At 68.5% G+C, this 24,801-nt stretch carries 25 protein-coding genes; 21 read left to right on the top strand and 4 right to left on the bottom strand.

The genetic code is table 11. The features are described 5' to 3' along the window. Positions 1 to 55 precede the first annotated feature (55 nt). From dacB to HBE64_RS01725, 5 genes are all read left to right on the top strand, one after another. A complete protein-coding gene (gene dacB, locus HBE64_RS01705) occupies positions 56 to 1,441 on the top strand; it encodes a D-alanyl-D-alanine carboxypeptidase/D-alanyl-D-alanine-endopeptidase (protein ID WP_167097188.1) in 1,386 nt (461 codons plus the stop codon). Then, positions 1,438 to 2,502, top strand: coding sequence for a zinc-dependent metalloprotease (locus tag HBE64_RS01710; protein WP_167097190.1), 1,065 nt, complete (start codon positions 1,438 to 1,440; stop codon positions 2,500 to 2,502). The genes dacB and HBE64_RS01710 overlap by 4 nt, the downstream gene beginning before the upstream one ends. Beyond that, positions 2,481 to 3,443 (top strand): tRNA lysidine(34) synthetase TilS, encoded by a 963-nt coding sequence (gene tilS, locus HBE64_RS01715; protein WP_167097192.1) that lies wholly within the window; start codon positions 2,481 to 2,483, stop codon positions 3,441 to 3,443. The genes HBE64_RS01710 and tilS overlap by 22 nt, the downstream gene beginning before the upstream one ends. Positions 3,444 to 3,480: 37 nt before the next feature. Beyond that, on the top strand, positions 3,481 to 4,050 hold the full coding sequence (hpt, locus tag HBE64_RS01720) for a hypoxanthine phosphoribosyltransferase (RefSeq protein WP_167097194.1): 570 nt from the start codon (positions 3,481 to 3,483) through the stop codon (positions 4,048 to 4,050). Positions 4,051 to 4,114: 64 nt separating this feature from the next. Next, entirely contained in the window at positions 4,115 to 4,501 is a 387-nt protein-coding gene (locus tag HBE64_RS01725; protein ID WP_167097196.1) for an MmpS family transport accessory protein, read from the top strand. 9 nt (positions 4,502 to 4,510) lie between these two features. Here the strand turns inward: HBE64_RS01725 and HBE64_RS01730 are convergent, their stop codons facing one another. Next, positions 4,511 to 5,236: an SIMPL domain-containing protein gene (locus tag HBE64_RS01730; protein WP_167097198.1), complete on the bottom strand. Its 726-nt coding sequence runs from the start codon at positions 5,234 to 5,236 to the stop codon at positions 4,511 to 4,513. A 35-nt stretch (positions 5,237 to 5,271) separates the two neighbouring features. Between HBE64_RS01730 and HBE64_RS01735 the strand changes: the two genes are divergently transcribed. Next, positions 5,272 to 6,060 (top strand): MBL fold metallo-hydrolase, encoded by a 789-nt coding sequence (locus HBE64_RS01735; RefSeq protein ID WP_167097200.1) that lies wholly within the window; start codon positions 5,272 to 5,274, stop codon positions 6,058 to 6,060. Here the strand turns inward: HBE64_RS01735 and HBE64_RS01740 are convergent. Next, positions 6,057 to 7,232, bottom strand: coding sequence for an LLM class flavin-dependent oxidoreductase (locus HBE64_RS01740; protein ID WP_167108489.1), 1,176 nt, complete (start codon positions 7,230 to 7,232; stop codon positions 6,057 to 6,059). The two genes, HBE64_RS01735 and HBE64_RS01740, sit on opposite strands and share 4 nt — an antisense overlap. A gap of 2 nt (positions 7,233 to 7,234) precedes the next feature. Further along, positions 7,235 to 8,200, bottom strand: a complete 966-nt coding sequence (locus HBE64_RS01745; RefSeq protein ID WP_167097202.1) for an alpha/beta fold hydrolase — start codon at positions 8,198 to 8,200, stop codon at positions 7,235 to 7,237. A 174-nt stretch (positions 8,201 to 8,374) separates the two neighbouring features. On the opposite strand from HBE64_RS01745, the gene ftsH reads away from it, so the two are divergent. The 11 genes from ftsH to HBE64_RS01800 all read left to right on the top strand — a co-directional run bounded on the left by ftsH (position 8,375) and on the right by HBE64_RS01800 (position 18,144). Then, complete coding sequence (gene ftsH, locus HBE64_RS01750; protein ID WP_167097204.1) at positions 8,375 to 10,678, top strand: ATP-dependent zinc metalloprotease FtsH; 2,304 nt, start codon at positions 8,375 to 8,377, stop codon at positions 10,676 to 10,678. 19 nt (positions 10,679 to 10,697) lie between these two features. Further along, positions 10,698 to 11,300, top strand: coding sequence for a GTP cyclohydrolase I FolE (gene folE / locus HBE64_RS01755; RefSeq protein WP_167097206.1), 603 nt, complete (start codon positions 10,698 to 10,700; stop codon positions 11,298 to 11,300). A gap of 53 nt (positions 11,301 to 11,353) precedes the next feature. Beyond that, positions 11,354 to 12,157, top strand: a complete 804-nt coding sequence (gene folP, locus HBE64_RS01760) for a dihydropteroate synthase (protein WP_167108493.1) — start codon at positions 11,354 to 11,356, stop codon at positions 12,155 to 12,157. Next, positions 12,150 to 12,551, top strand: coding sequence for a dihydroneopterin aldolase (gene folB, locus HBE64_RS01765; RefSeq protein ID WP_167097208.1), 402 nt, complete (start codon positions 12,150 to 12,152; stop codon positions 12,549 to 12,551). The genes folP and folB overlap by 8 nt, the downstream gene beginning before the upstream one ends. Further along, a complete protein-coding gene (folK, locus tag HBE64_RS01770; protein WP_167097210.1) occupies positions 12,548 to 13,087 on the top strand; it encodes a 2-amino-4-hydroxy-6-hydroxymethyldihydropteridine diphosphokinase in 540 nt (179 codons plus the stop codon). The genes folB and folK overlap by 4 nt, the downstream gene beginning before the upstream one ends. After that, a complete protein-coding gene (locus tag HBE64_RS01775; RefSeq protein ID WP_167097212.1) occupies positions 13,087 to 13,557 on the top strand; it encodes a DUF3180 domain-containing protein in 471 nt (156 codons plus the stop codon). Before folK ends, HBE64_RS01775 begins: the two co-directional genes overlap by 1 nt. A 65-nt stretch (positions 13,558 to 13,622) precedes the next feature. Continuing rightward, entirely contained in the window at positions 13,623 to 14,948 is a 1,326-nt protein-coding gene (locus tag HBE64_RS01780) for a DUF6779 domain-containing protein (protein ID WP_167097214.1), read from the top strand. A gap of 94 nt (positions 14,949 to 15,042) precedes the next feature. Next, positions 15,043 to 15,981 carry a Rossmann-like and DUF2520 domain-containing protein gene (locus HBE64_RS01785; protein WP_167097216.1) on the top strand — a complete coding sequence of 313 codons (939 nt, stop codon included), beginning with the start codon at positions 15,043 to 15,045 and terminating at the stop codon, positions 15,979 to 15,981. Next, positions 15,978 to 16,910, top strand: a complete 933-nt coding sequence (gene panC / locus HBE64_RS01790) for a pantoate--beta-alanine ligase (RefSeq protein ID WP_167097218.1) — start codon at positions 15,978 to 15,980, stop codon at positions 16,908 to 16,910. Before HBE64_RS01785 ends, panC begins: the two co-directional genes overlap by 4 nt. Continuing rightward, on the top strand, positions 16,910 to 17,326 hold the full coding sequence (panD, locus tag HBE64_RS01795) for an aspartate 1-decarboxylase (protein WP_167097220.1): 417 nt from the start codon (positions 16,910 to 16,912) through the stop codon (positions 17,324 to 17,326). The genes panC and panD overlap by 1 nt, the downstream gene beginning before the upstream one ends. A 2-nt stretch (positions 17,327 to 17,328) precedes the next feature. Next, on the top strand, positions 17,329 to 18,144 hold the full coding sequence (locus HBE64_RS01800; protein ID WP_167097222.1) for a type III pantothenate kinase: 816 nt from the start codon (positions 17,329 to 17,331) through the stop codon (positions 18,142 to 18,144). A gap of 6 nt (positions 18,145 to 18,150) precedes the next feature. Here the strand turns inward: HBE64_RS01800 and HBE64_RS01805 are convergent, their stop codons facing one another. Beyond that, on the bottom strand, positions 18,151 to 19,431 hold the full coding sequence (locus tag HBE64_RS01805) for an alanine racemase (RefSeq protein WP_167097224.1): 1,281 nt from the start codon (positions 19,429 to 19,431) through the stop codon (positions 18,151 to 18,153). Positions 19,432 to 19,454: 23 nt separating this feature from the next. Here HBE64_RS01805 and lysS point away from each other — a divergent pair, with 23 nt between their 5' ends. The 4 genes from lysS to HBE64_RS01825 all read left to right on the top strand — a co-directional run bounded on the left by lysS (position 19,455) and on the right by HBE64_RS01825 (position 24,726). Next, positions 19,455 to 20,990 (top strand): lysine--tRNA ligase, encoded by a 1,536-nt coding sequence (gene lysS / locus HBE64_RS01810; RefSeq protein ID WP_167097226.1) that lies wholly within the window; start codon positions 19,455 to 19,457, stop codon positions 20,988 to 20,990. 115 nt (positions 20,991 to 21,105) lie between these two features. Next, a complete protein-coding gene (lsr2, locus tag HBE64_RS01815; protein ID WP_167097228.1) occupies positions 21,106 to 21,447 on the top strand; it encodes a histone-like nucleoid-structuring protein Lsr2 in 342 nt (113 codons plus the stop codon). A 240-nt stretch (positions 21,448 to 21,687) separates the two neighbouring features. After that, positions 21,688 to 24,216 carry an ATP-dependent protease ATP-binding subunit ClpC gene (clpC1, locus tag HBE64_RS01820; protein ID WP_167097230.1) on the top strand — a complete coding sequence of 843 codons (2,529 nt, stop codon included), beginning with the start codon at positions 21,688 to 21,690 and terminating at the stop codon, positions 24,214 to 24,216. A 141-nt stretch (positions 24,217 to 24,357) separates the two neighbouring features. After that, on the top strand, positions 24,358 to 24,726 hold the full coding sequence (locus HBE64_RS01825) for a YbjQ family protein (RefSeq protein WP_167097233.1): 369 nt from the start codon (positions 24,358 to 24,360) through the stop codon (positions 24,724 to 24,726). Positions 24,727 to 24,801 lie beyond the last annotated feature (75 nt).

The raw sequence follows: 24,801 nt of genomic DNA on the forward strand, positions 1-24,801 counted from the left end.
TACCGTGGTCTGCAGGGTGGTTGGGCACAATGAAGCCGATGCAGTCAGGAAAGTCATGAATCCCTCGCGGTGGCGGCGTTCCACCCACGCGATGCTCGCCGCGGCGATCATCGCCCTGGTCGCCGTCGTCGTCGCGGTCGTGGCTGCACTGACTACAGGAGCGCACAGCAACACCGCGCAACTGCCCGCTGCGCCACCGCCGGCCACCGCCCGCCCCGCGGTGGTTCCCCTGCCCGACTCGGCGGGCGTCCCCAGCCCGGCGGGGCTATCCGCTGCGCTCGCCGCGCCGGTAGCCGACCCCAACCTCGGCAACATCACCGGCCGGATCACCGACGCCGACACCGGCAAGCAGCTCTGGGAACAGCGATCCGCGGTTCCGATGCAACCGGCCTCGACCAACAAGGTGCTCACCGCCGGTGCCGCACTGCTCACCCTGGCCCGCGACGAGCGGGTCACCACCACCGTCGTCGCGGCCGACCAGACCCGCCAGCCGGGCGTCGTGGTGCTCGTCGGCGGCGGTGACCCCACGTTGTCGGCGGCACCGCCCGACGAGGACACCTGGTACCGCGGCGCCGCCCGCATCAGCGACCTGGCCGACCAGGTCCGCAAGAGCGGCATCACCGTCACCGCCGTCCAGGTGGACGGATCCCTGTTCAGCGGACCCGACTTCGCGCCGGGCTGGGATCCCGCGGACATCGCCGGCGGCGACATCGCCCCCCTGCAGGCGGTGATGATCGACGCCGGCCGCACCCAGCCGACCACCGTCGAGTCGCGGCGCTCCACCACACCGGCGCTCGACGCCGGGCGGGCACTGGCCGCGGCGCTGGGCGTCGACCCGGCGACCGTCACCTTCGCCGCCACCGCACCGACCGGACGTCAGCTGGCCTCGGTGCAGTCGGCGCCGCTGATCGAACGGCTGCGGCAGATGATGAACGCCTCGGACAACGTGATGGCCGAAACCATCGCCCGCGAAGTGGCCAAAGCGACCGGCCGTCCGCTCAGCTTCGCCGGCGGCGTCGACGCCGTCACCAGCACCCTGGCCTCGGCAGGTGTCGACATGACCGGCGCCACCCTGGTCGACTCCAGCGGACTTTCGGTGTTCGACCGGCTGACCGCGACGACCCTCGACGAGGTGGTCGGCGCGGCCGCCGGCCCCGACCACCCCGCGATGCGGCCCCTGGTGGACCTGCTGCCCATCGCCGGCGGCAGCGGCACCTTGTCGGATCGCTTCCTGGGCGGGGATCCGAAGACCTCGTCGGCGGGCTGGTTGCGCGCCAAGACCGGATCGCTGACCGGAACCAACTCGCTGGCCGGGATCGTCACCGACGCCAACGGCAGGGTGTTGACCTTCGCGTTCATCTCCAACGACGCCGGCCCGATGGGCCGGGTTGCCATCGACGCGCTCGCGGCGACACTGCGCACCTGCGGGTGCGGCGCATGAGTGCGGCACCCGACGAGTCGACCGTCGGCCGGGCGGTGGACTGGCAGTTCGCCGGTACCGTCGGCGCCTGGCTGACCCGGCCGGGACCACCGGCCACCGACTACACCCGCCGTCAGGCCATCGACGAATTGGCCTGCGCGTCGCGCGCGGCCGAAGGCCCGGTGCGCGACGTCACCCACCTGGGCAATGATGCGGCCGTACCCGAGGCCCGGATCGTCGACCGCGAGCAATGGATCCGCGCCGCCGCCGACTCGATGCGGGTGATGACCGGCGGCACCGACAAGGCCGCCAACCCGATCACGGGTCGTATCACCGGAGCGCAGACCGGTGCGGTCCTGGCGTTCGTCTCCTCGGGCATCCTCGGCCAGTTCGACCCGTTCGCCGTCGGGGCGCAGGCCGGCGGGCAGCTGCTGCTGGTGTACCCCAACGTCATCGCCGTCGAGCGTCAACTGCGGGTGTCGCCCTCGGACTTCCGGCTCTGGGTATGCCTACACGAAGTGACACACCGCGTGCAGTTCAACGCCAATCCCTGGCTGGCACAACACATGTCACGCGCCCTTGGCGTGCTGACCTCCGACGCCGGCGGCGACGACGTCACCGCCGTGGTGGCCCGGCTGGCCGAGTTCGTCAAGGACCGGCGCGCGGGCGCCAAGCGGCCCGACCCCAACAGCGAGGGCATCCTCGGCTTCATGCGCGCGGTGCAATCCGAGCCGCAGCGTGAGGCGATGGATCAACTGCTTGTGCTGGGCACTCTGCTGGAGGGCCACGCCGACCATGTCATGGACGCCGTCGGCCCGGCCGTCGTGCCGTCCGTGCACACCATCCGCAGCCGCTTCGACCAACGCCGGCAACGGCACCAGCCGCCGCTGCAACGCCTGCTGCGTGCGCTGCTGGGACTGGACGCCAAGATGAGCCAGTACACCCGCGGCAAGGCGTTCGTCGACCACGTGGTGACCAAGGTCGGGATGGACCGGTTCAACATCGTGTGGTCGGGACCGGACACCCTGCCGCTGCCCGACGAGATCGAAGATCCGCAGCGGTGGATCGACCGGGTGCTCTAGCCCGGCTGCGGGCCACCCTGGCCGGGTTCGCGACGGATCATCTGCCCGCCGCGACCAGCTGGTGCGTGGCGCTGTCCGGCGGACCCGACTCCCTGGCCCTGACCGCCGCGGCCGCCGCGACGCTGCCGACCACTGCGTTGATCGTCGACCACCGGCTGCAGCCCGGCTCGGCGGACGTGGCCGAAGCGGCCCGGGGCCAGGCACTGCGGCTGGGCTGCGTGCACGCCACCGTGCTCGCGGTCCGGGTCGGCACCGAGGGCGGGCCGGAGGCCGCCGCCCGCACGGCCCGCTACGCCGCCCTGGACGCCGCCCGCGCCGAACAGCCGGTGCTGCTCGCCCACACCCTCGACGATCAGGCTGAGACCGTCCTGCTGGGTCTGGGCCGTGGCTCCGGTGCGCGGTCCATCGCCGGAATGCGGGTGTGCGACCCACCCTGGTACCGGCCGCTGCTCGGCGAACGCCGCAGTCTCACCCACGCCGCCTGCGCTGAGCTCGGTCTCCACGCGTGGGACGACCCGCACAACCACGACCCGCGGTTCACCCGGGTACGGCTGCGCGACGAGGTCCTGCCGCTGCTCGAAGACGTCCTCGGCGGAGGTGTGGCCGAGGCGCTGGCCCGCACCGCCGCGGCGCTGCGCGAGGACACCGACGCGCTCGACGCGCTCGCCGAGGAGGCGCTGGCCGCTGCCGACGGCGGTGCCGCCCTGCCGGTGTCGGCGCTGACCGACCTGCCTGCGGCGGTGCGGCGACGGGTGATCCGGGGATGGCTGCTGCGCGGCGGAGCCAGCGGACTCACCGACAAGCAGATTCGTGCGGTAGACGCGCTGGTCACCGCGTGGCGCGGGCAGGGCGGGGTGGCGGTCGGCTCGGATCTGCGCCACCAGCGACTGTTCGCCGGGCGCCGCGACCGCACGCTGGTGTTGTACGTCCGGCCGGTGTAATTGGTCGTGCGGGCCTGGGCATGGCACAGTGTGGCTCGTGTCGGTGGACGACCTCTATTCCGGGGATATCAAGTCGGTCCTGTTGTCCCAAGATCAGATTCAGGCCCGGACCGGGGAACTGGCGGCCTTGGTCGCCAAGGACTACGGCAACTCCCTCGACGGCCAGGATCTGCTTCTGGTCACCGTCCTCAAGGGCGCGGTCATGTTCGTGACCGACCTGGCGCGGGCCATCCCACTGCCCACCCAGCTGGAGTTCATGGCCGTCAGTTCGTACGGGTCGTCCACGTCATCGTCGGGTGTGGTCCGAATCCTCAAGGATCTCGACCGCGACATCCACGACCGTGACGTGCTCATCGTCGAGGACATTGTCGACTCCGGCCTGACGCTGTCCTGGCTGCTGCGCAACCTCGCCTCCCGGCACCCCAAGTCGCTGCGGGTGTGCACTCTGCTGCGCAAACCCGATGCCGTGCGCGCCGACGTCGAAATCTCCTACGTCGGCTTCGACATCCCCAACGAATTCGTTGTCGGCTACGGCCTGGACTACGCCGAGCGGTACCGCGACCTGCCCTACATCGGCACTCTGGACCCGAAGGTCTATCAGCACTGAGCCTCGCAACTCGCTGATCACGGGTAACGTCCTCGCCCACGTACGTCAACAGAGATGGGGACTCATGACTTCGACTACGCGTCGGCTGCCGAACAACCGGACTCGGGTGGCGATGGCGGCCACCGTCATCTGCGGTGCTGCGCTCGTCGCGGCGCCCAACGCGGGGGCCGACGGGAACGTCGTCGTCTACACGGTCACCAGCGACGGAACCCTGTCGAACGTCACCTATCTCGACGGGGACGGCAACCGCCAGCAGCTCAACAACGTGTCAGCGCCGTGGACCACGACATTCGTGGGCCAGCAGGTCAACCCGACCTACGGTGTGACCGCCCGGTCCACCGGGTCCCAGGTGTCCTGCACCATCACGGTCAACGGGCAGGTGATCGACCGGGATTCCGACAACGACGGCACGGCCGACGTCGACTGCCACGAGGGCTTCGGCGACGACTGATCGGCACCGTCAGCCGAGTTGCCAGACCGCCGTCACCGAGAAGCCGACGGTCTGCTCGCCCGGCTGCAACGGCACCTCGCTGGCCATCGCCCCGCGCGGCATCGGTGCCGGCATCGGCTGCGGCGGGGCCGTGCTGCCCGGCGCCTCGCTGATCGAGATGATCGGGCCCAACGACAGCCCGGACAGATCGGCGTACTGCTGGGCACGTTCCTTGGCGTTGTTGAACGCTCGCGCGCGCGCATCGCTGACCAGCTTCGAGTCGTCCTCGATGGAGTAGCTCACCGAGTTGATCCGGGTCGCGTCGCCGCCTGCGCTGACGACGTTGGCCAGCACCTGCGAGGCGGTGTCGAGCTTGCGGATCTTGATCTGGATCGAATTGCTGGCCCGGTAGCCGGAGATCACCGAACCGTCGCTGTACTGCGGCGCAAGGCTGACCTGCGTGGTGCTGATGTCCTTGGCGTCGACGCCGCTGGCGTTGAGCGCATTGAGCACGGCCTTCTGCCGGTCGTTGGTCTGGTTCATCGCCGTGGTCACGTCCGGCGCGCTCGCCTCGATGCTCACGTCGGCGGTCAGCGTGTCGGGAACGCCCTTGACTTCCCCGGAGCCGACGACCGTCACCTGGCGCGGGTTGCTGCCGGACGGCGCGGTGCTGGCGGCGTCGCAGCCGCTGAGAACCACGGCGGTGACACCCGCAGCGGCAACGAGACCAATGAGTCGGCGTCCGGCGATCGGCATGCCTGCCACCGTACCGGCGGCACTACAGTCATTGGATGTCTCGGCCCCGGCTCACCCACCTCGGTGGTCCCACGACCCTGATCGAGCTCGACGGGTGGCGCATCCTCACCGACCCGACGTTCGACCCGCCCGGGCGGCGGTACACCTTCGGCTGGGGCACGTCGTCACGCAAGATCGCCGGTCCGGCGCAACCGCCGGCCGAGGTGTTTCCGGTCGATGCCGTGCTGCTCAGCCACGATCACCATGCCGACAACCTCGACGACTCCGGTCGCGGACTGCTGCGCCAGGCGGCAACGGTGATCACCACCGTGCCCGGCGCGCAGCGGATTTCCGGTGCAGCGCCCGACGTGCGTGGTCTGGCCAACTGGGAGTCGACGACGTTGACCGCCCCCGGCCGGGCGCCGTTGCGGGTCACTGCGACGCCGTGCCGGCACGGCCCGAAGTTCAGCAGGCCGATCGCCGGGAAGGTGGTCGGTTTCGCCCTGCACCGCGACGGTGAGGAGGCTGCCGCGCTGTGGATGTCCGGTGACACCGTGCTCTATGAGGGTGTGCGCGAGGTGGCTCAACGGTTTCCGGTCGACGTGGCGCTGTTGCATCTGGGTGGCGTGCGGTTCTGGTTCACCGGCCCGGTGCGCTTCACGATGACGGCCGCAGACGCCGTCGACCTGATCCGGCTGATGCGGCCCAATGTCGTGGTGCCTGTGCACTACGGCGGGTGGACCCACTTCCGCGAGCCGGAAAGCGTGATGCGTCAAACACTGTCGGACTCAGATGTGAGTGACCGCATCCGCTGGCTCACCCCGGGCGTACCTAACGAGGTCTAAGCCTGGCTGCCGGTGTGCTCGCCGATCGCCTTCACGATCGCTTCGCCCACCCGGCCGAACAGGTCACCGCGCATGTCCCTGGCCCACTCGTGGGATGCCTCGGCAGCGCGCAGCTGGCCTTTGAAGTGCGGGATGACCTTGCGGGCGAACAAGTCGTAGGAGTGGTAGGTCGCTTTCGGGTCGGCCCAGTCGTGGCCGAGCATCAGGAAGGTGCCGAACCCGCCGGACTGCTCGAGCAGATCGGTGATGTAGGCGATCGCGTCGTCTGGGGTTCCGATGCAGCAGTTACCTTGCGCCGCATAGGCGGCGACGAACTCGTGCGGTGTCTGCGCGGGGGCCTCGACATCATTGGACAGCGGCACGAACCCGGCCGCACCGAAGTAGTTGGCGAAGTCCTGCAGCCCGTAGGTGCAGTCGTCGATGGCCTGCTCGCGGGTATCGGCCAGGTGCACGATGCCCAGCACCCGCCAGTTGGTCCGGTCGGGCTCCGGACGGCCCGCTTCGGCGGCCTTGTCCACCACGATCTGCCAGGCGCTGTCCAGGGCCGCGTACCCGCCGGGAACCGACATCGACAACGACAGCAGCGACGTGCCCAGTGTCCCGGCCAGCCGCGGACCAGACGGTGAAACCATTGCTGCCGTGGATATTTCGGGGTACGGCCAGGTGTAGGGGCGGATGTGCAACTGCGCGTCGCGCAGGGTGAACCAGTCGCAGTGCCTGCTGATGCGTTCGTCGGGCCCGGCCCGGAACAGCGCGAGGATGGCCTCCAGCGACTCCTGCATCATCTGCCGCTGCTCCACCGGGTCGATGCCCATCATGTAGGCGTCCGAGGGAAGTGCGCCGGGACCGGTTCCGAACATCACCCGCCCGCGCGTCAGGTGGTCGAGCAGCACCCACCGGTCGGCGACCATCAACGGGTGGTGATAGGGCAGTGAGACCACGCCGGTGCCCAGCCGGATGTGCTTGGTGCGTTCGGCGGCCGCGGCGATGAACACCTCGGGGCAGGCGATCAGCTCGTATCCACCCGAGTGGTGCTCGCCGAACCACACCTCGTCGTAGCCCAGCCTATCCAGTGCGACGGTCCGCTCCAGGTCATACTCCAGTGCGACAGTGGGGGATTGGCCGACAGGGTGAAACGGCGTGACGAACACGCCGAAGTTGAGGGGTCGCATGGTCACCACTCCAATCCGGATAGGAAACCCACCAGTTCACGGTTGATCTCGTCGGGTCGTTCCTGCTGAATCCAATGTCCGGCGCCGTCGAGCAGCACCTGCCGGTACGGGCCCTTGACCACCTCGGTGGCCCGGTCGACTCGGGTGAAGCCGAGCGTGGGATCTTCGGTGCCGCCGACGAATAGTGCTGGGACAGTGATGGTTTCGGTCGATGCCTGGCCCAGGATGTGCCAGTTCCGGTCGAAACAGCGATACCAGTTGAGCGCCCCGGTGAACCCGGTGCGGCCGAACTCGGCGGCGTAGTGCGCCAGCTCCTCGGTGCTGAGCCAGTCCGGGAGTTGCTCGGGCTGGGCCAGCCGGTCGAGGAAGCCGTCGGGTCCGGGGGACAGCATCTGCTGCGCGGCTTCCTCGGTCTTGGGTGTGCGCATGCCGCCCAGCAGCACGCGCATGGTTCGCAACGGATCTTCGGCCAGCTCGGCGTCGGCGGGGCCGGGCTGCTGGAAGTAGAGGATGTAGAAGAAGTTGTCGCCGAAGATCCGCCGGAACGCCTCGGTCGGCGGTGTCAGCGGCCGCGGTATCGGCGGCACCGCCAGCCCGGCGACCCCGGCGACCCGGTCGGGGTGCAGCAGCGGCATGTTCCAGGCCACCACGGCACCGAAGTCGTGCCCGACGATCGCGGCGCGCCGCGCGCCCACGACGTCGAGCAGTGCGGCCACATCGCCGGTCAGTTCGGTGATGTCGTAGGCCTCGATCTGTGCCGGCCGCGAGGATCCGCCATAGCCGCGCTGGTCGGGTGCCAGCACGTGATACCCCGCCTCGGCCAGCACCGGGATCTGGTGGCGCCAGGAGTAGGCCAGCTCCGGAAAACCGTGGGTCAGGACGACCACCGGGGCACCCTGCTCACCTGCCTCGGCCACCCGCAACCGAACACCGTTGACGTCAACTAACCGTTCGGTAGAGGCGACCACGGTGGTAGCCAAGCACAGCAGTCGGCCTGCCGGAAGGGCGTGTTCGCCCACGGGTGAACACGAACCAATCCCTGACGGAAACCGGCGGGGCACTTCCCCACGTTGGTCTAGCGGTAGCCTGAACTATTCCAGCTGCGCATATCGGAAGGACCTGGCCGGACACGGCCGATGTAGATGAACCGGAAAAACGTGATCCGCACACTGACGGTGGTGGCCGTGGTGTTGCTGCTCGGCTGGTCGTTCTTCTATTTCAGTGACGACACCCGTGGCTTCAAGCCTGTCGACACCTCGGTGGCGATGGCCCAGATCAACGGCGACAACGTCAAGAGCGCCCAGATCGACGACCGCGAACAGCAGCTGCGCCTGGAGCTCAAGAACGGCAATGGCGACACCGAGAACTCCAACAAGGTCATCGCCAAGTACCCGACCGGGTACGGCGTCGATCTGTTCAACGCGCTGAGCGCCAAGAACATCAAGACCAACACCGTGGTCAACCAGGGCAGCGTCCTGGGCTCGCTGCTGGTCTACATGCTCCCGCTGCTGCTTCTCGTCGGCTTGTTCGTGCTGTTCTCCCGGATGCAGACCGGTGGCCGGATGGGCTTCGGCTTCGGCAAGTCGCGGGCCAAGCAGCTCTCCAAGGACATGCCGAAGACCACGTTCGCCGACGTGGCCGGCGTCGACGAGGCCGTCGAAGAGCTCTATGAGATCAAGGACTTCCTGCAGAACCCGTCGCGCTATCAGGCGCTCGGGGCGAAGATCCCCAAGGGCGTGCTGCTCTACGGGCCACCCGGCACCGGAAAGACGCTGCTGGCGCGCGCTGTCGCCGGCGAGGCCGGAGTTCCGTTCTTCACGATTTCAGGCTCGGACTTCGTCGAGATGTTCGTCGGTGTCGGCGCCTCCCGGGTGCGTGACCTGTTCGAGCAGGCCAAGCAGAACAGCCCGTGCATCATCTTCGTCGACGAGATCGACGCCGTCGGCCGCCAGCGCGGCGCCGGCCTCGGTGGTGGGCATGACGAGCGCGAGCAGACCCTCAACCAGCTGCTCGTGGAGATGGACGGTTTCGGCGAACGCCAGGGCGTCATCCTGATCGCGGCCACCAACCGGCCCGACATCCTCGACCCCGCCCTGCTGCGTCCCGGCCGCTTCGACCGCCAGATCCCGGTCACCAGCCCGGACCTGGCCGGCCGCAAGGCGGTGCTGCGCGTGCATTCGGCCGGCAAGCCGATGGCCCCCGATGCCGACCTCGACGGGCTGGCCAAGCGGACCGTCGGCATGTCCGGCGCCGACCTGGCCAACGTCATCAACGAGGCCGCGCTGCTCACCGCCCGCGAGAACGGCACCGTCATCACCGCTGCGGCCATGGAAGAGGCCGTCGACCGGGTGATCGGCGGACCGCGCCGCAAGGGCCGGGTGATCAGCGAGCTGGAGAAGAAGATCACCGCCTACCACGAGGGTGGCCACACCCTGGCGGCGTGGGCGATGCCCGACATCGAACCGATCTACAAGGTCACCATCCTGGCCCGCGGCCGCACCGGCGGCCACGCCGTCTCGGTGCCCGAGGACGACAAGGGCCTGATGACCCGCTCGGAGATGATCTCCCGGCTGGTGTTCGCCATGGGCGGTCGTGCCGCCGAGGAGCTGGTGTTCCGCGAGCCGACCACCGGGGCGGTCTCCGATATCGACCAGGCCACCAAGATCGCCCGGGCAATGGTCACCGAGTACGGCATGAGCTCCAAGCTGGGCGCGGTCAAGTACGGCACCGAGCACGGCGACCCGTTCCTGGGCCGCACCATGGGCACCCAGTCGGACTACAGCCACGAGGTGGCCCGCGACATCGACGACGAGGTCCGCAAACTCATCGAGGCCGCCCACACCGAGGCGTGGACGATCCTCACCGAGTACCGCGACGTCCTCGACATCCTCGCCGGGGAGCTGCTGGAGAAGGAAACCCTGCACCGCTCCGAGCTGGAGGCGATCTTCGGCGACGTGAAGAAGCGCCCCCGGCTGACGGTGTTCGACGACTTCGGTGGGCGGATCCCGTCCGACAAGCCGCCCATCAAGACCCCGGGCGAGCTGGCCATCGAGCGCGGTGAGCCGTGGCCCAAGCCGATGCCCGAGCCGGCCTTCAAGAAGGCGATCGCACAGGCGAGCGCGGCCGCCCAAGCCCAGCAGCCCAATGGCGGTAACGGCAATGGCGCGCACCACGGCGCACCGGCGCAGCAGCCCGGCACCAGCCAGCCGGACTACGGCGCACCGGCCGGCTGGCACGCTCCCGGCTGGCCGCCGCCGGGTCAGCAGGGTGGCGGCGGCTACTGGTATCCGCCTCCGCCCGGATGGGGACAGCCGCCGCAGCAGCACGGGCAGCCTTACCCGCCGTATCAGCCCTACCCTGCTCCCAGCCATGCCGGGCCCGGGTCGGCTCCGCAGGACGACGCCGGTGACGACGGCAACCGGCCCAACCCGCCGGCCAATGGTTGATTGACGAAACGGAGCCCCAATGGTGCAACCGACCTCGATAACTCTCGAGACGCCGGTTTTTGACCAAGAGCGTGCCGAGGCGGCAGTGCGTGAACTGCTGATCGCGGTGGGCGAGGATCCCGAGCGACAAGGTCTGGTCGACACCCCGGCCCGTGTTGCGCGGGCCTTCCGGGAGATGTTCGCGGGCCTGTACACCGACCCGGACGCGGTGCTGGAGACCACCTTCGACGAGCAGCATGACGAACTCGTCCTGGTCAAGAACATCCCGATGTACTCGACCTGCGAGCACCACCTGGTGGCGTTCCACGGTGTCGCGCACGTCGGCTACATCCCCGGCGACGACGGCCGGGTGACCGGGCTGTCGAAGCTGGCTCGGGTGGTCGACCTGTATGCCAAGCGTCCGCAGGTGCAGGAGCGGCTGACCGGGCAGATTGCCGACGCGGTGATGCGCAAGCTCAAGCCGCGCGGGGTCATCGTGGTGCTCGAGGCCGAGCATCTCTGCATGGCGATGCGCGGAGTCCGCAAGCCCGGCGCCACCACCACGACGTCGGCGGTGCGCGGACAGTTCAAGACCGACAATGCATCCCGAGCAGAGGCGCTGGAACTCATCCTGCGGAAGTGAACACACTCCCGCCCCGGGTCGGGGCGCTCCGACCCGCCGGCCCCGTGCAGGTGATGGGAGTTGTCAACGTCACCGATGACTCCTTCTCCGACGGCGGCCGCTACCTGGATCCCGGTCGGGCCGTCGAGCATGGGGTCGAGCTGGTCGCCCAGGGTGCGGCGATCGTGGACGTCGGCGGTGAGTCGACCCGTCCCGGCGCGGTGCGAATCGATGCGGCAGTCGAGACGGCCAGAGTGCTCCCGGTGGTCAAAGGACTCGCCGCCCAGGGGATCACCGTGAGCATCGACACCATGCACGCCGCGGTCGCCGCGGCCGCGCTGGAGTGCGGTGCCAGTATCGTCAACGATGTTTCGGGCGGACGTGCCGATCCGGCGATGGCGCCACTGCTGGCTGATGCGAAAGTGCCCTGGGTACTGATGCATTGGCGTTCGGTGGGGGCGCAGCGCCCACACGAGGCACCCGACTACCGCGACGTGGTGGCCGAGGTGCGTGACGAACTGCTGGCCAGTGTCGACGCCGCCATCGCCGCCGGTGTCGAGACCGCCAACCTGATCATCGATCCCGGCCTGGGTTTCGCCAAGACAGCACAACATAATTGGGCTCTGCTCAACGCGCTGCCCGAGTTCGTCGCGACCGGCATCCCGGTGCTCGTCGGAGCCTCCCGGAAGCGTTTCCTGGGCGCCCTGCTGGCCGACCGGGACGGTAACCCCCGCCCCCCGGACGGCCGTGAAACCGCCACCGCTGTGATCTCGGCGCTGGCCGCCGTGCACGGTGCGTGGGGGGTCCGGGTGCACGACGTACGTGCGAGCGTGGACGCGCTCGCCGTCCTTGAGGCCTGGGAGGGTGGCGGTGGCTGACCGAATCGAATTGCGCGGGTTGACCGTTCGCGGTAACCATGGTGTCTTCGACCATGAGCGGCGCGACGGGCAGGACTTCGTGGTCGACATCACGGTGTGGATCGACCTGGCCGATGCCGCCGCCAGCGACGACCTGGCCGACACGTTCGACTACGGCGTACTGGCCCAACGTGCGGCCGCCGTGATCGGTGGCCCGGCCCGCAACCTCATCGAGACCGTCTCCGCCGAGATCGCTGAGGACGTCATGACCGACCCGCGGGTGCACGCCGTCGAGGTCGTCCTCCACAAGCCGCACGCACCGATCCCGTTGTCGTTCACCGACGTTGCCGTCGTCGCCCGCCGATCCCGGCGCGGCGGCCGGGGCCAGATCGTTCCCGCCGGGGACGTGACATGACGCGGGTGGTGCTGTCGATCGGCTCGAACCTCGGCGACCGGATGGCCCGGCTGCAGGCGGCCGTCGACGGGCTCGGCACCTCGGTGCGCGCACTGTCGCCCGTCTACGAAACCGATGCATGGGGCGGTGTCGAGCAGGGCCCGTTCCTCAACGCGATCGTCGTCGCCGAGGACGACCGGCTCGACGGCCACGGCTGGCTGGCCCGTGCACAGGCGCTCGAACAGGCCAACGAGCGGGTCCGCGAGCAGAGGTGGGGTCCGCGCACCCTCGACGTCGACCTGGTCTCGGGTCATGACGGTGCCGACGAGGTGTTCTCCCTCGACGAGGGGCTGACCCTGCCGCATCCGATGGCACACCTGCGGGCGTTCGTCATGATCCCGTGGCTGGCGGTGGACCCCGATGCGACGCTGACCGTGGCCGGCGTGGTGCGGCCGGTTCAGCGGCTGCTCGAGGAGTTGGACCCCGCCGAGCGCGCCGGGGTGCGGCTGACCGACCTCATCCTCAATTTGCCCCCCGACGAAGCCTCCGGCACCTGATGGGTCCCACACGTAAACGCGACCTGCTGGCCGCGGTCATCGGCGTCGCGATCCTGTCGTGTCTGCTGCTGCGTCTGCTCTACCGGTACTTCCCGCCGATCACGGTGTGGACCGGGCTGTCGTTGTTGGCGGTGGCCGCGGCCGAGGCGGTCTGGGGCTGGTCGGTGCGCAGCAGGATCCGGGACGGCCAGATCGGTGTCGGCGCCGGCCGGCTGCACCCGCTGGCGGTGGCCCGCAGTCTGGTGATCGCGAAGGCCTCCGCCTGGGTCGGTGCGCCGGTCGCCGGATGGTGGATCGGCGTGCTGGTCTACCTGTTGGTCATCCGCACCGACCACGCGCGGGCCGACATCCCGGGTGTGGTGGTAGCGGCGATCAGCGCGGTGGCTCTCGTGATCGCGTCGTTGTGGCTGCAGAATTGCTGCAAGTCGCCCGGCGAGCCGACCGAGGACCCCGACCGCGCCGCCGAGTAGCCGCCAGGGCGAATCGCCGCAGCTTGCGGACACGTTCCCGGACATCGCCCGGGTACAGTCAGCCCATGACCGTTCTGTCCCGCGGCAGCCGTAATCGGCGCGGCGGCCGCAGGCCGGGTTGGCTGCTCTTGACGACGTTGCTAGTCCTGGCCATCGTCGCCAGTTCTGCTCTGGTCTTCACCAACCGCGTCGAGCTGCTCAAGCTGGCGGTGGTGCTGTCGCTGTGGGCGGCCGTCGTCGCTGCCTTCGTCTCGGTCATCTACCGCCGCCAAAGCGATGTCGATGCGGCCCGGGCCCGCGACCTGAAGCTCGTCTACGACCTGCAACTGGACCGGGAGATCTCCGCCCGCCGCGAGTACGAACTGAGTGTCGAGTCGCATCTGCGCCGCGAGCTGGCCACCGAGCTGCGCGCCCAGGCCGCCGACGAGGTCGCGGCGTTGCGGGCCGAGCTGGCCGCACTGCGGGCCAACCTGGAGGTCCTATTCGACGCCGACCTCGGCGACCGGCCCGCCCTCGAGGGCGATCGCGCCGGCTACGGCGATTGGACCCGCGACACCACCACGTTGCCGCCCACCCCGGGCCGGGTGCAGAGCAGCCGCATCACGCCGGTCAATGCGGAGGAGTCCGCCGGCCGCACTGCCGAGAACCCGATCATCGACGTTCCCGAGGAACCCCTGGTTGCCCCGGCGCCACCGCCGCAGCCGCCGTACGCGCCGCCGCCGCGGCGCCGCTACGAGGAACCGCCGCTACCCGACGACTACCGGGGATCGCACCGCCGGTCCGGCGACAACGGTGCCCGCCCGGCACCGGCCCCACAACGGTCGTTCACGCCGCCGCCGGAGCCCGCTCCGGTGAGTGCGCCGCAGCCCGAGCCGCAGTCGGCACCCGCTGCCGAGTACACGCCGTCCGACGTCGCGGCAAGCCACTCCGAGTGGAAGCCGGTGGAGGCCGAAGGCCGCTGGCTGCCGCCGGGCGCGCCGGGCAGCAGCTGGGCCGCGCCGTCCGCCCCCGACAGCGACGTCACCGCCCCTGCCGCGCCGGCCGACGAGCCCGCACGGGGCAGGCACTGGACCGGGCCGCAGGCCGAGGAGCCTGTGCCAGCCGCACCGCCGCGCCCCGAACCGGCGATGCAGCCGGCCCCCGAACCGGCCGCGCCGCGGGCCCGGCATTCAGTAGAGGCACCGACCTACGGCCAGGTCCCGCCTGCCATGTCCACCCCGCCGCCGCCCGAGCCCGCGTCGCGGCATCGCGGCGATGACGACGCCGAAGACGATCAGCCCGAGGGACCGCGGGGCCAGCACGCCGGCGGCCAGTCCGTCGCCGAGTTGCTGGCCCGTCTGGAGGCCAACGGCAACAGGGGCGGCGGCCGGCGCCGCAGGCGCGAGGACTAGGGCCCCCAGCCAGCCGGGTAAAGTTGACCAGACCGTCCGGTACCCGCAGCGCAGGACCGGAACGAAATCCAACGACGTCAGCGAGGTCGTCCAGGTGGGGACCCCCAACGGCTTGCGCCCGGCACGCCTGAAAGTGGGCATCGTCTCGGCGGGGCGGGTCGGCACCGCACTGGGACTGGCACTCGAACGCGCCGAACACGTCGTCGTCGCCTGCAGCGCGATCTCGAACGCTTCCCTGCGGCTGGCGGAGCGGCGGCTGCCCGACACAGCGGTGCTGCCGGTTCCCGATGTGGCCGACAACGCGGAGCTGTTGCTGCTCACCGTGCCCGACTCGGAGCTGGCCGGACTGGTCAATGGCCTTGCCGCCACCGGGGCGGTGCGGCGCGGAACGATCGTCGTGCACACCTCGGGTGCCAACGGCATCGGCGTGCTCGCCCCGCTGACCGCGCAGGGTTGCGTTCCGCTGGCCATCCATCCGGCGATGACGTTCACCGGCTCCGACGAAGACGTGGTGCGTCTCGGTGAGACGTGCTTCGGAATCACCGCCGCCGACGAGATCGGCTATGCCATCGGCCAGTCGCTGGTGCTCGAGATCGGCGGCGAGCCGTTCCGGGTCAGCGAGGATGCGCGCACGCTGTATCACGCGGCGCTGGCGCATGCGAGCAACCACATCGTCACCGTGGTGGCCGACGCGCTCGACGCGCTGCGCGCCGCGCTCTCCGGTCAGGAGCTGCTCGGGCAGGAACTCATCGGCACCGCACCGGGCGGGCTGGCCGAGCGCATCGTGGGCCCGCTGGCCCGGGCTGCGCTGGAGAACACTCTGCGCCGTGGCCAGTCGGCGCTGACCGGACCGGTGGCCCGCGGTGACGCCGCCGCGGTGGCCGGTCATCTCGTCGCGCTCAACGAGGTGGATTCCCAACTGGCGCAGAGTTATTGCGCGAACTCACTGCGTACCGCCCAGCGGGCGCGGGCTCCCAAGGAGGTCTTCGAGGTGTTGGCGGACTGGTCGGCCGGTCAAGGACGGCCGCAGTGAGCAAGGCGGGGCCGCAGTTCAGCGCCGGGCAACTCAACGTCTATCCGACGCCGCAGTCGCTTGCCGACGTGACCCGGGCGCTGCGGCACACCGGACGGCGGGTGATGTTCGTGCCGACCATGGGTGCGCTGCACGACGGCCACCTGGCCCTGGTTCGGGCCGCCAAGCGGGTGCCCGGCGCCGTCGTGGTGGTGTCGATCTTCGTCAACCCCTTGCAGTTCGGCGCCAACGAGGACCTCGACGCCTACCCGCGCACCCTGGACTCCGATCTGGAACTGCTGCGCGGCGAAGACGTCGAGGTGGTGTTCACCCCGACCGCCTCGATGATGTATCCCGACGGGCCGCGCACCACGGTCCATCCCGGTCCGCTGGGGGCGGAACTCGAAGGTGCGGTGCGCCCGACGCATTTCGCAGGAATGCTCACCGTGGTACTCAAACTGCTGCAGATCGTGCGTCCGGACCGGGCGTTCTTCGGCGAGAAGGACTACCAGCAACTGGTTCTCATCCGGCAGATGGTCGCCGACCTCAACGTCGATGTGCGCATCGTCGGGGTGCCGACCGTGCGGGAATCCGACGGGCTGGCGATGTCGTCGCGCAACCGCTATCTGAATCCCGAAGAGCGCGAACAGGCTTGCGCGTTGTCGTCGGCACTGTTGGCGGGCATGTACGCAGCGTCGGGTGGGGTCGAGCCGGCCCTGGACGCCGCCCGCGCGGTGCTCGACGAAGTGCCCGCGATCGAGGTCGACTACCTCGAGGTGCGCGGTCCGCAACTGGAGCCACCGCCGGAGTACGGCCCCGCCCGGATGCTGATCGCTGCCCGCATCGGTGGCACCCGGCTGCTGGACAACATCGCCATCGACCTGTCGACCAATGCGGCCCCGCCCGGTGTCGGGCACGACGAGAACAACGAAATCAGTTGGAGAAATTGATGTTCCGGACGATGTTGAAGTCCAAGATTCACCGGGCGACGGTGACGCATGCGGATCTGCACTATGTGGGTTCGGTCACCATCGACGCCGATCTGATGGAGGCGGCCGACTTGCTGGAAGGTGAGCAGGTCACCATCGTCGACATCGACAACGGCAACCGTCTGGTCACCTACGCCATCACCGGGCAGCGCGGGTCGGGAGTCATCGGAATCAATGGTGCCGCAGCTCATCTCGTGCATCCCGGCGATCTTGTCATTCTGATCGCCTACGGCACCATGGACGACGCGCAGGCCCGCGAGTACCGGCCGCGCATCGTGTTCGTCGACGCCGAGAACCGTCAGATCGACCTCGGTGACGACCCGGCGCACGTCCCCGACGACGTCACCGGTCTGCTGTCGCCGCGGGCTGTGCGGTAGCCGTGCTGCTCGCCATCGACGTCCGCAACACCCATACCGTCGTCGGGTTGATCTCCGGCTCGGGCGATCACGCAAAAGTGTCCCAGCAGTGGCGAATCCGGACCGAGTCCGAGGTCACCGCCGACGAGCTGGCGCTGACCATCGAGGGGCTCATCGGTGACGACTCCGAGCTGCTGACCGGAGCCACCGGCCTGTCCACGGTACCTTCGGTGCTGCACGAGGTGCGCCTGATGCTCGAGCAGTACTGGCCGACGGTGCCGCATGTGCTCATCGAACCGGGGGTTCGCACCGGCATCCCGTTGCTCGTGGACAATCCCAAAGAGGTCGGCGCCGACCGCATCGTGAACTGCCTGGCGGCCTACGCCAAGTTCTCATCGCCGGCCATCGTGGTGGACTTCGGCTCATCGATCTGTGTCGACGTCGTGTCGGGCAAGGGCGAATTCCTCGGCGGTGCAATAGCTCCCGGCGTCCAGGTGTCCTCCGACGCGGCCGCGGCCCGCTCAGCCGCGTTGCGGCGGGTGGAACTGACGAGGCCCCGTTCGGTGATCGGCAAGAACACCGTCGAGTGCATGCAGGCAGGCGCGGTGTTCGGCTTCGCCGGTCTGGTCGACGGCCTGGTGGCCCGAATCCGGGAAGATGTGGACGGATTCGGTGGCGACGACGTCTCGGTGGTGGCCACCGGTCACACCGCCCCGTTGCTGCTGCCCGATCTGCGTACGGTCGCCCACTACGACAAACATCTGACCCTCGACGGGCTGCGGATGGTCTACGAACGCAACCGTGACAGCCAGCGCGGCAAGCTCAAACCACCGCGCTGAGCCTGTCTAGAAGAACGTACGCACCAGATCGACCACCCGCTCGTGCTCGTCGAGCACCGGGATCAGCTGCCACTTGTCGAACACGGTGCATGGATGTGACACCCCGAGTTCGATCCAGTCGCCGACGCCGACGGTCTCCTCGGCCGCCGGAGTCAGGCGCACGAACGCGTGCTGGTCGTTGAGTTTGGTGACCTCGCAGCCCGCCAGCACATCAGCGCGCCAGCCGGAGTCCTGCCGAAGTCGTTGCGGCACAGGCATATCCTGGTCGAACGACACGTCGCGGCGGCCCATCGTCAACAGTGCAAGGCCCGGCTCGGCCCGCGAACACACCTGGGCCCACACATGCAGGGCCGCGACGAAGCCGTCTGCCGGCGCCCCCGGCCTGGTCAGCGGCGAGGTGCGCAGGTAGAGCCCGTCGTCGTTGGTCAGGTAAGCCCCGCTGCGCACGATCGTGCGCCAGTCTCCGGCGAGCTCCTCGGCCACCAGATCGAAATGTGTACTGCCACCGGCGGTCACAATCACTTCCCCTGTTTCGCACAGGGGTGCCAGCCGCCGTGCGGTGTCCGCGAGTCTCCTCAGGTAGGCCCGCACCGGCGCCACCCCGCCGGCCGAGACGTCGTGGCCGAGCGCGGCCTCGTAACCGGCCACCCCAGCCAGCCGCAGTCGAGGGCTGGCCACCACGGCGGCCGCCACCGCGTCGGCGGCGGTGTCGTCGCGGCACCCCGTTCTCGTCCCGGGCGCACCGAGTTCCACACACACGTCGACCGGCCGCCCGGCCCCGGCCGCCTTGAGTGCCTCGGTCATCAGCTGAACGCCACGCACCGAGTCGGCCCAGCAGATCAGCCGGAAGTCCGGGTCGGCGTCGAGATCGCCGGCCAGCCATGCCAGCCCGGCCGCGTCGACCAGCTCGTTGGCCAGCACCACCTCACGGACACCGAATGCGCGGAAGGTCCGCACCTGGCTGATCGTCGCGGCGGTCACCGCGCACGCACCGGCGCCGAACTGCCGTGCCACCAGCTGCGGTGCCATGTGGGTTTTGCCGTGCGGGGCCAGTTCCACCCCGTGCTTCGCACACCACGCGGCCATCGTCGCCAGATTGTGCTCGAGCGCCTCGGCGCGCAGTACGCACACCGGCCCCAGCGGTCCCGCGTCGAACAGGTCGGGCCGCTGGGCGCTGATCTGAGCGGGGGTACGACCCGACCACGATGCCGGCAGCCCCTTGAAGCGCCAGTCCACCGCCTCGTCGGCCAGGGCCGCTACAGCTGCGGCGTTGATGAGTGGCGTCATGGACTCATTTAAGCTGGCACGTCGTGAGCTCTGCTGATGCACCGGACGACGACCTCCACCTCGGGACTGAGGGATCTGAGGTCCCCGAGCAGTTCCGCATCCGACAGGGCAAGCGAGAACGCCTGCTGGCCGAGGGTAAGGACCCGTACCCGGTGTCGGTGCCGCGGACCCATTCGCTGGCCGAGATCCGAGCCGCCTATCCGGACCTGCCCGCCGATGCCACAACCGGCGACATCGTCGGTGTCACCGGTCGGGTGGTGTTCGCCCGCAACTCGGGCAAGTTGTGCTTCGCCACCCTGCAGGAGGGGGACGGCACCCAGCTGCAGGCGATGATCAGCCTTGCCGGGGTGGGCGAGGACGCGCTCGAAGCGTGGAAGTCCGACGTCGACCTCGGTGACATCGTGTTCGTTCATGGTGAGGTGATCAGCTCGCGCCGCGGCGAGTTGTCGGTGCTCGCCGATTCCTGGCTGATGGCGGCCAAGGCGCTGCGCCCGCTGCCCGTTGCGCACAAGGAGATGAGCGAGGAGTCGCGGGTCCGCCAGCGGTATGTCGACCTCATCGTGCGCCCGCAGGCCCGCACGGTGGCCCGCCAGCGCATCGCGGTGGTGCGTGCGGTGCGCAACGCACTGGATCGGCGCGGCTTCCTCGAGGTGGAGACGCCGATGCTGCAGACGCTGGCCGGTGGCGCGGCGGCCCGGCCGTTCGTCACCCATTCCAATGCCCTCGATACCGACCTCTACCTGCGAATCGCGCCGGAATTGTTCCTGAAGCGCTGTGTCGTGGGCGGTCTGGAGAAAGTTTTCGAACTCAATCGGAACTTCCGCAACGAAGGCGCGGATTCCACTCATTCGCCGGAATTCGCCATGCTGGAGACATATCAGGCGTGGGCAACCTACGACGATTCCGCCGTCGTCACCAGGGAACTTATTCAAGAAGTCGCAGACGAGGCCGTCGGCACACGTCAAGTGCCATTGCCGGATGGCACAATCTTTGATCTCGACGGCGAATGGCCGTCGATTCAAATGTATCCATCTCTGTCCGAAGCTCTCGGCGAAGAGATCACTCCCGACACCTCGCTGGATTACCTACTCGCTATTGCTGACCGGCTCGATGTCGAGATCCCGCGCGATCGCGGCTACGGGCACGGCAAGCTCGTCGAAGAACTGTGGGAACACACAGTCGGCGACACTTTGTGGGCCCCGACATTCGTCCGGGATTTTCCGGTGGAGACCACACCGCTGACCCGCCAGCACCGCAGCATCCCCGGCGTCACCGAGAAATGGGATCTCTACGTGCGCGGAGTGGAGTTGGCCACCGGATACTCCGAGCTGGTCGACCCGGTCGTCCAGCGGGAACGCTTCGAGGCCCAGGCCAGGGCGGCCGCCGCAGGCGACGACGAGGCGATGGCACTCGACGAGGATTTCCTGGCTGCGATGGAGTACGCGATGCCGCCGACCACCGGAACCGGAATGGGTATCGACCGATTGCTAATGGTTCTCACAGGATTGTCAATTCGAGAGACTGTTTTGTTCCCGATTGTTCGTCGGCACGGCAACTGAAGTGGCCTGACCTGCAGCCGGTTGAATGCCCTGCGCCAATGTGGCACATTAGTTGGCAAGGGGAGGCGTTTCATCAATCGCTTGTAGTGAACAAGCAGAAGGACCACGTGAGCTGATGGCCAAGAAAGTTACCGTCACCCTCGTCGATGATTTCGACGGTGAAGGTGCGGCCGACGAAACAGTTGAATTTTCGCTCGACGGCGTGAGCTATGAGATCGATCTTTCCGCGAAGAATGCGCAGAAACTGCGCAACGAGCTGAAGCCGTGGGTCGAGGCCGGCCGCCGTGTCGGTGGCCGCCGTCGTGGCCGCTCCGGCCCGCCCGGGCGCGGCCGCGCGTCCATCGATCGCGAGCAGAGCGCTGCCATTCGCGACTGGGCCCGCCGCAACGGCCACAAGGTGTCGACGCGCGGCCGGATTCCGGCCGACATCATCGACGCTTTCCACGCCGCGACCTGATTCGGCGCCGCCGGCCGGCTCGTCACCGTCCCGTCAGTCACTTTCGCTCGGGGCGAAGGCAAGGCCGCTGATTACCGGAAACGAATCGGCGTTCTCCCGCGTTGGTCAGCTATGTCCACCGCTGTGATGCGGAATGGGTGGGCAAGGGAGGGCACCTCCTGGAACCGCCCATTAGAGTGGTCGACAGGTGTGCGGTGCCTACCGTCGTACCTAATCGTGATGGAGAGCAGGTAACCACCGATGTTCGAGAGATTTACCGACCGTGCCCGCAGGGTCGTCGTCCTGGCGCAAGAAGAAGCCCGGATGCTCAACCACAACTACATCGGGACCGAGCACATCCTGTTGGGTCTTATTCACGAGGGTGAAGGCGTAGCCGCCAAGTCCCTGGAGTCGCTGGGCATTTCCCTCGAGGGTGTCCGCAGCCAGGTCGAGGAGATCATCGGCCAGGGCCAGCAGGCGCCGTCGGGACACATCCCCTTCACCCCTCGTGCCAAGAAGGTTCTCGAGCTGTCGTTGCGCGAAGCGCTGCAGCTCGGCCACAACTACATCGGCACCGAGCACATCCTGCTCGGCCTGATCCGTGAGGGCGAAGGCGTCGCGGCCCAGGTGCTCGTCAAGCTGGGGGCGGAGCTGACGCGTGTGCGCCAGCAGGTCATCCAGCTGCTGAGCGGCTACCAGGGCAAGGAAACCGCGGAGGCCGGTACCGGCGGCCGCGGCGGCGAGTCCGGTAACCCGTCGACCTCGCTGGTCCTCGACCAGTTCGGCCGCAACCTGACCGCCGCAGCCATGGAAGGCAAGCTCGACCCGGTCATCGGCCGGGAGAAGGAAATCGAGCGGGTCATGCAGGTGCTGAGCCGGCGCACCAAGAACAACCCGGTGCTGATCGGCGAGCCCGGCGTCGGCAAGACCGCCGTCGTCGAAGGCCTGGCGCAGGCCATCGTGCACGGCGAGGTCCCCGAGACGCTCAAGGACAAGCAGCTCTACACCCTGGATCTGGGTTCACTGGTCGCCGGTAGCCGCTACCGCGGTGACTTCGAGGAGCGCCTCAAGAAGGTGCTCAAGGAGATCAACACCCGCGGCGACATCATCCTGTTCATCGACGAGCTGCACACGCTCGTCGGCGCGGGAGCCGCCGAAGGTGCGATCGACGCCGCCTCGATCCTCAAGCCCAAGCTGGCCCGAGGTGAGCTGCAGACGATCGGCGCGACCACGCTCGACGAGTACCGCAAGTACATCGAGAAGGATGCCGCCCTGGAGCGCCGGTTCCAGCCGGTCCAGGTCGGTGAGCCGACCGTGGCGCACACCATCGAGATCCTCAAGGGTCTGCGCGACCGCTACGAGGCACACCACCGGGTGTCGATCACCGACGCCGCCGTGGTGGCCGCGGCCACCCTGGCCGACCGCTACATCAACGACCGGTTCTTGCCGGACAAGGCGATCGACCTGATCGACGAGGCCGGCGCCCGGATGCGTATCCGCCGGATGACCGCTCCGCCAGACCTGCGCGAGTTCGACGAGAAGATCGCCGACGCCCGCCGGGAGAAGGAAAGCGCGATCGATGCGCAGGACTTCGAGAAGGCGGCGTCGCTGCGGGATCGCGAGAAGCAACTGGTCGCTCAGCGCGCCGAGCGTGAAAAGCAGTGGCGGTCAGGTGATCTCGATGTTGTGGCCGAGGTCGACGACGAGCAGATCGCCGAGGTTCTGGGCAACTGGACCGGTATCCCCGTGTTCAAGCTGACCGAGGAGGAGACCACTCGGCTGCTGCGCATGGAGGACGAGCTGCACAAGCGGATCATCGGGCAAGAGGACGCGGTGCGGGCTGTCTCGAAGGCCATCCGCCGCACCCGTGCCGGCCTCAAGGATCCCAAGCGCCCGTCCGGTTCGTTCATCTTCGCCGGCCCGTCCGGCGTGGGTAAGACCGAGCTGTCCAAGGCGCTGGCGGAGTTCCTCTTCGGCGACGACGACGCGCTCATCCAGATCGACATGGGCGAGTTCCACGACCGCTTCACCGCCTCGCGGCTGTTCGGCGCACCCCCCGGGTACGTCGGCTACGAGGAGGGCGGCCAGCTCACCGAGAAGGTGCGCCGCAAGCCGTTCTCCGTCGTCTTGTTCGACGAGATCGAGAAGGCGCACCAGGAGATCTACAACACCCTGTTGCAGGTCCTCGAGGACGGCCGTCTCACCGACGGCCAGGGTCGCACGGTCGACTTCAAGAACACCGTGCTGATCTTCACCTCGAACCTGGGCACCTCCGACATCTCCAAGGCGGTCGGCCTGGGCTTCACCCAGGGTGGCGGCGAGAACAACTACGAGCGGATGAAGCAGAAGGTCAACGACGAGCTCAAGAAGCACTTCCGCCCGGAGTTCCTCAACCGCATCGACGACATCATCGTCTTCCACCAGCTCACCAAGGAAGAGATCATCACGATGGTCGACCTGATGGTGGGCCGGGTGTCCAAGCAGCTCAAGGCCAAGGACATGACGATGGAGCTGACCGACAAGGCCAAGTCTCTGCTGGCCAAGCGCGGCTTCGACCCGGTGCTCGGGGCCCGGCCGCTGCGCCGGACCATCCAGCGCGAGATCGAGGACGCCTTGAGCGAGAAGATCCTCTTCGAGGAGGTCGGGCCCGGCCAGCTGGTCACCGTCGACGTGGACAACTGGGACGGCGAGGGCGCCGGCGAGGACGCGGTGTTCACCTTCACCGGTGGGCCCAAGCGGCCCGAGTCTGCTGAGCCCGACCTGGCCAGCGCAGGCACGGCCAGCGAGTAGCAGTTTCACAGCGAAGGCCCCCCGCGACGCGGGGGGCCTTTCGCATGTCCGCCGACGATTGCGGCGGGCGTGCCGTTTCGTACGGGACTCGCGGCGAATTGCGTATCCACGCGCGCACTCGCGGGCGCTAATCTTCTGCTCATGCTTGTTGTCACGACAAATGACCTTCCGGGCTGGGAGATTCAGCGGGTGTGTGGCGAGGTGTTCGGTCTGACCGTCCGCTCGCGCAACGCCTTCTCACAGATGGGCGCCGGCTTCAAGAGCATGTTCGGCGGGGAACTGCAGGGCATGACGAAGAATCTGGCCGAGAGCCGCAACGAGGCCATGGCCAGGCTGATCGCCGAAGCCCGCGGCCGGGGCGGTAACGCGATCGTCGCCATGCGCTTCGACACCACCGAGATCGGCGACGTCTGGACCGAGATCTGTGCCTACGGCACCGCGGTTCAGGCGGTGCCCGTCACCGATGCCGCCAAGTACACCGCCCAGCAATTGGGATACGGGTCGGGCTAAACCCGCTCAAAGGTTTACGATTCTCGGTGTAATAGACGAGTCGAGGAATCTGGTGAGAGTCCAGAACGGTCGCGC

Source organism: Mycobacterium sp. DL592 (assembly GCF_011694515.1).
Taxonomy (GTDB): domain Bacteria; phylum Actinomycetota; class Actinomycetes; order Mycobacteriales; family Mycobacteriaceae; genus Mycobacterium.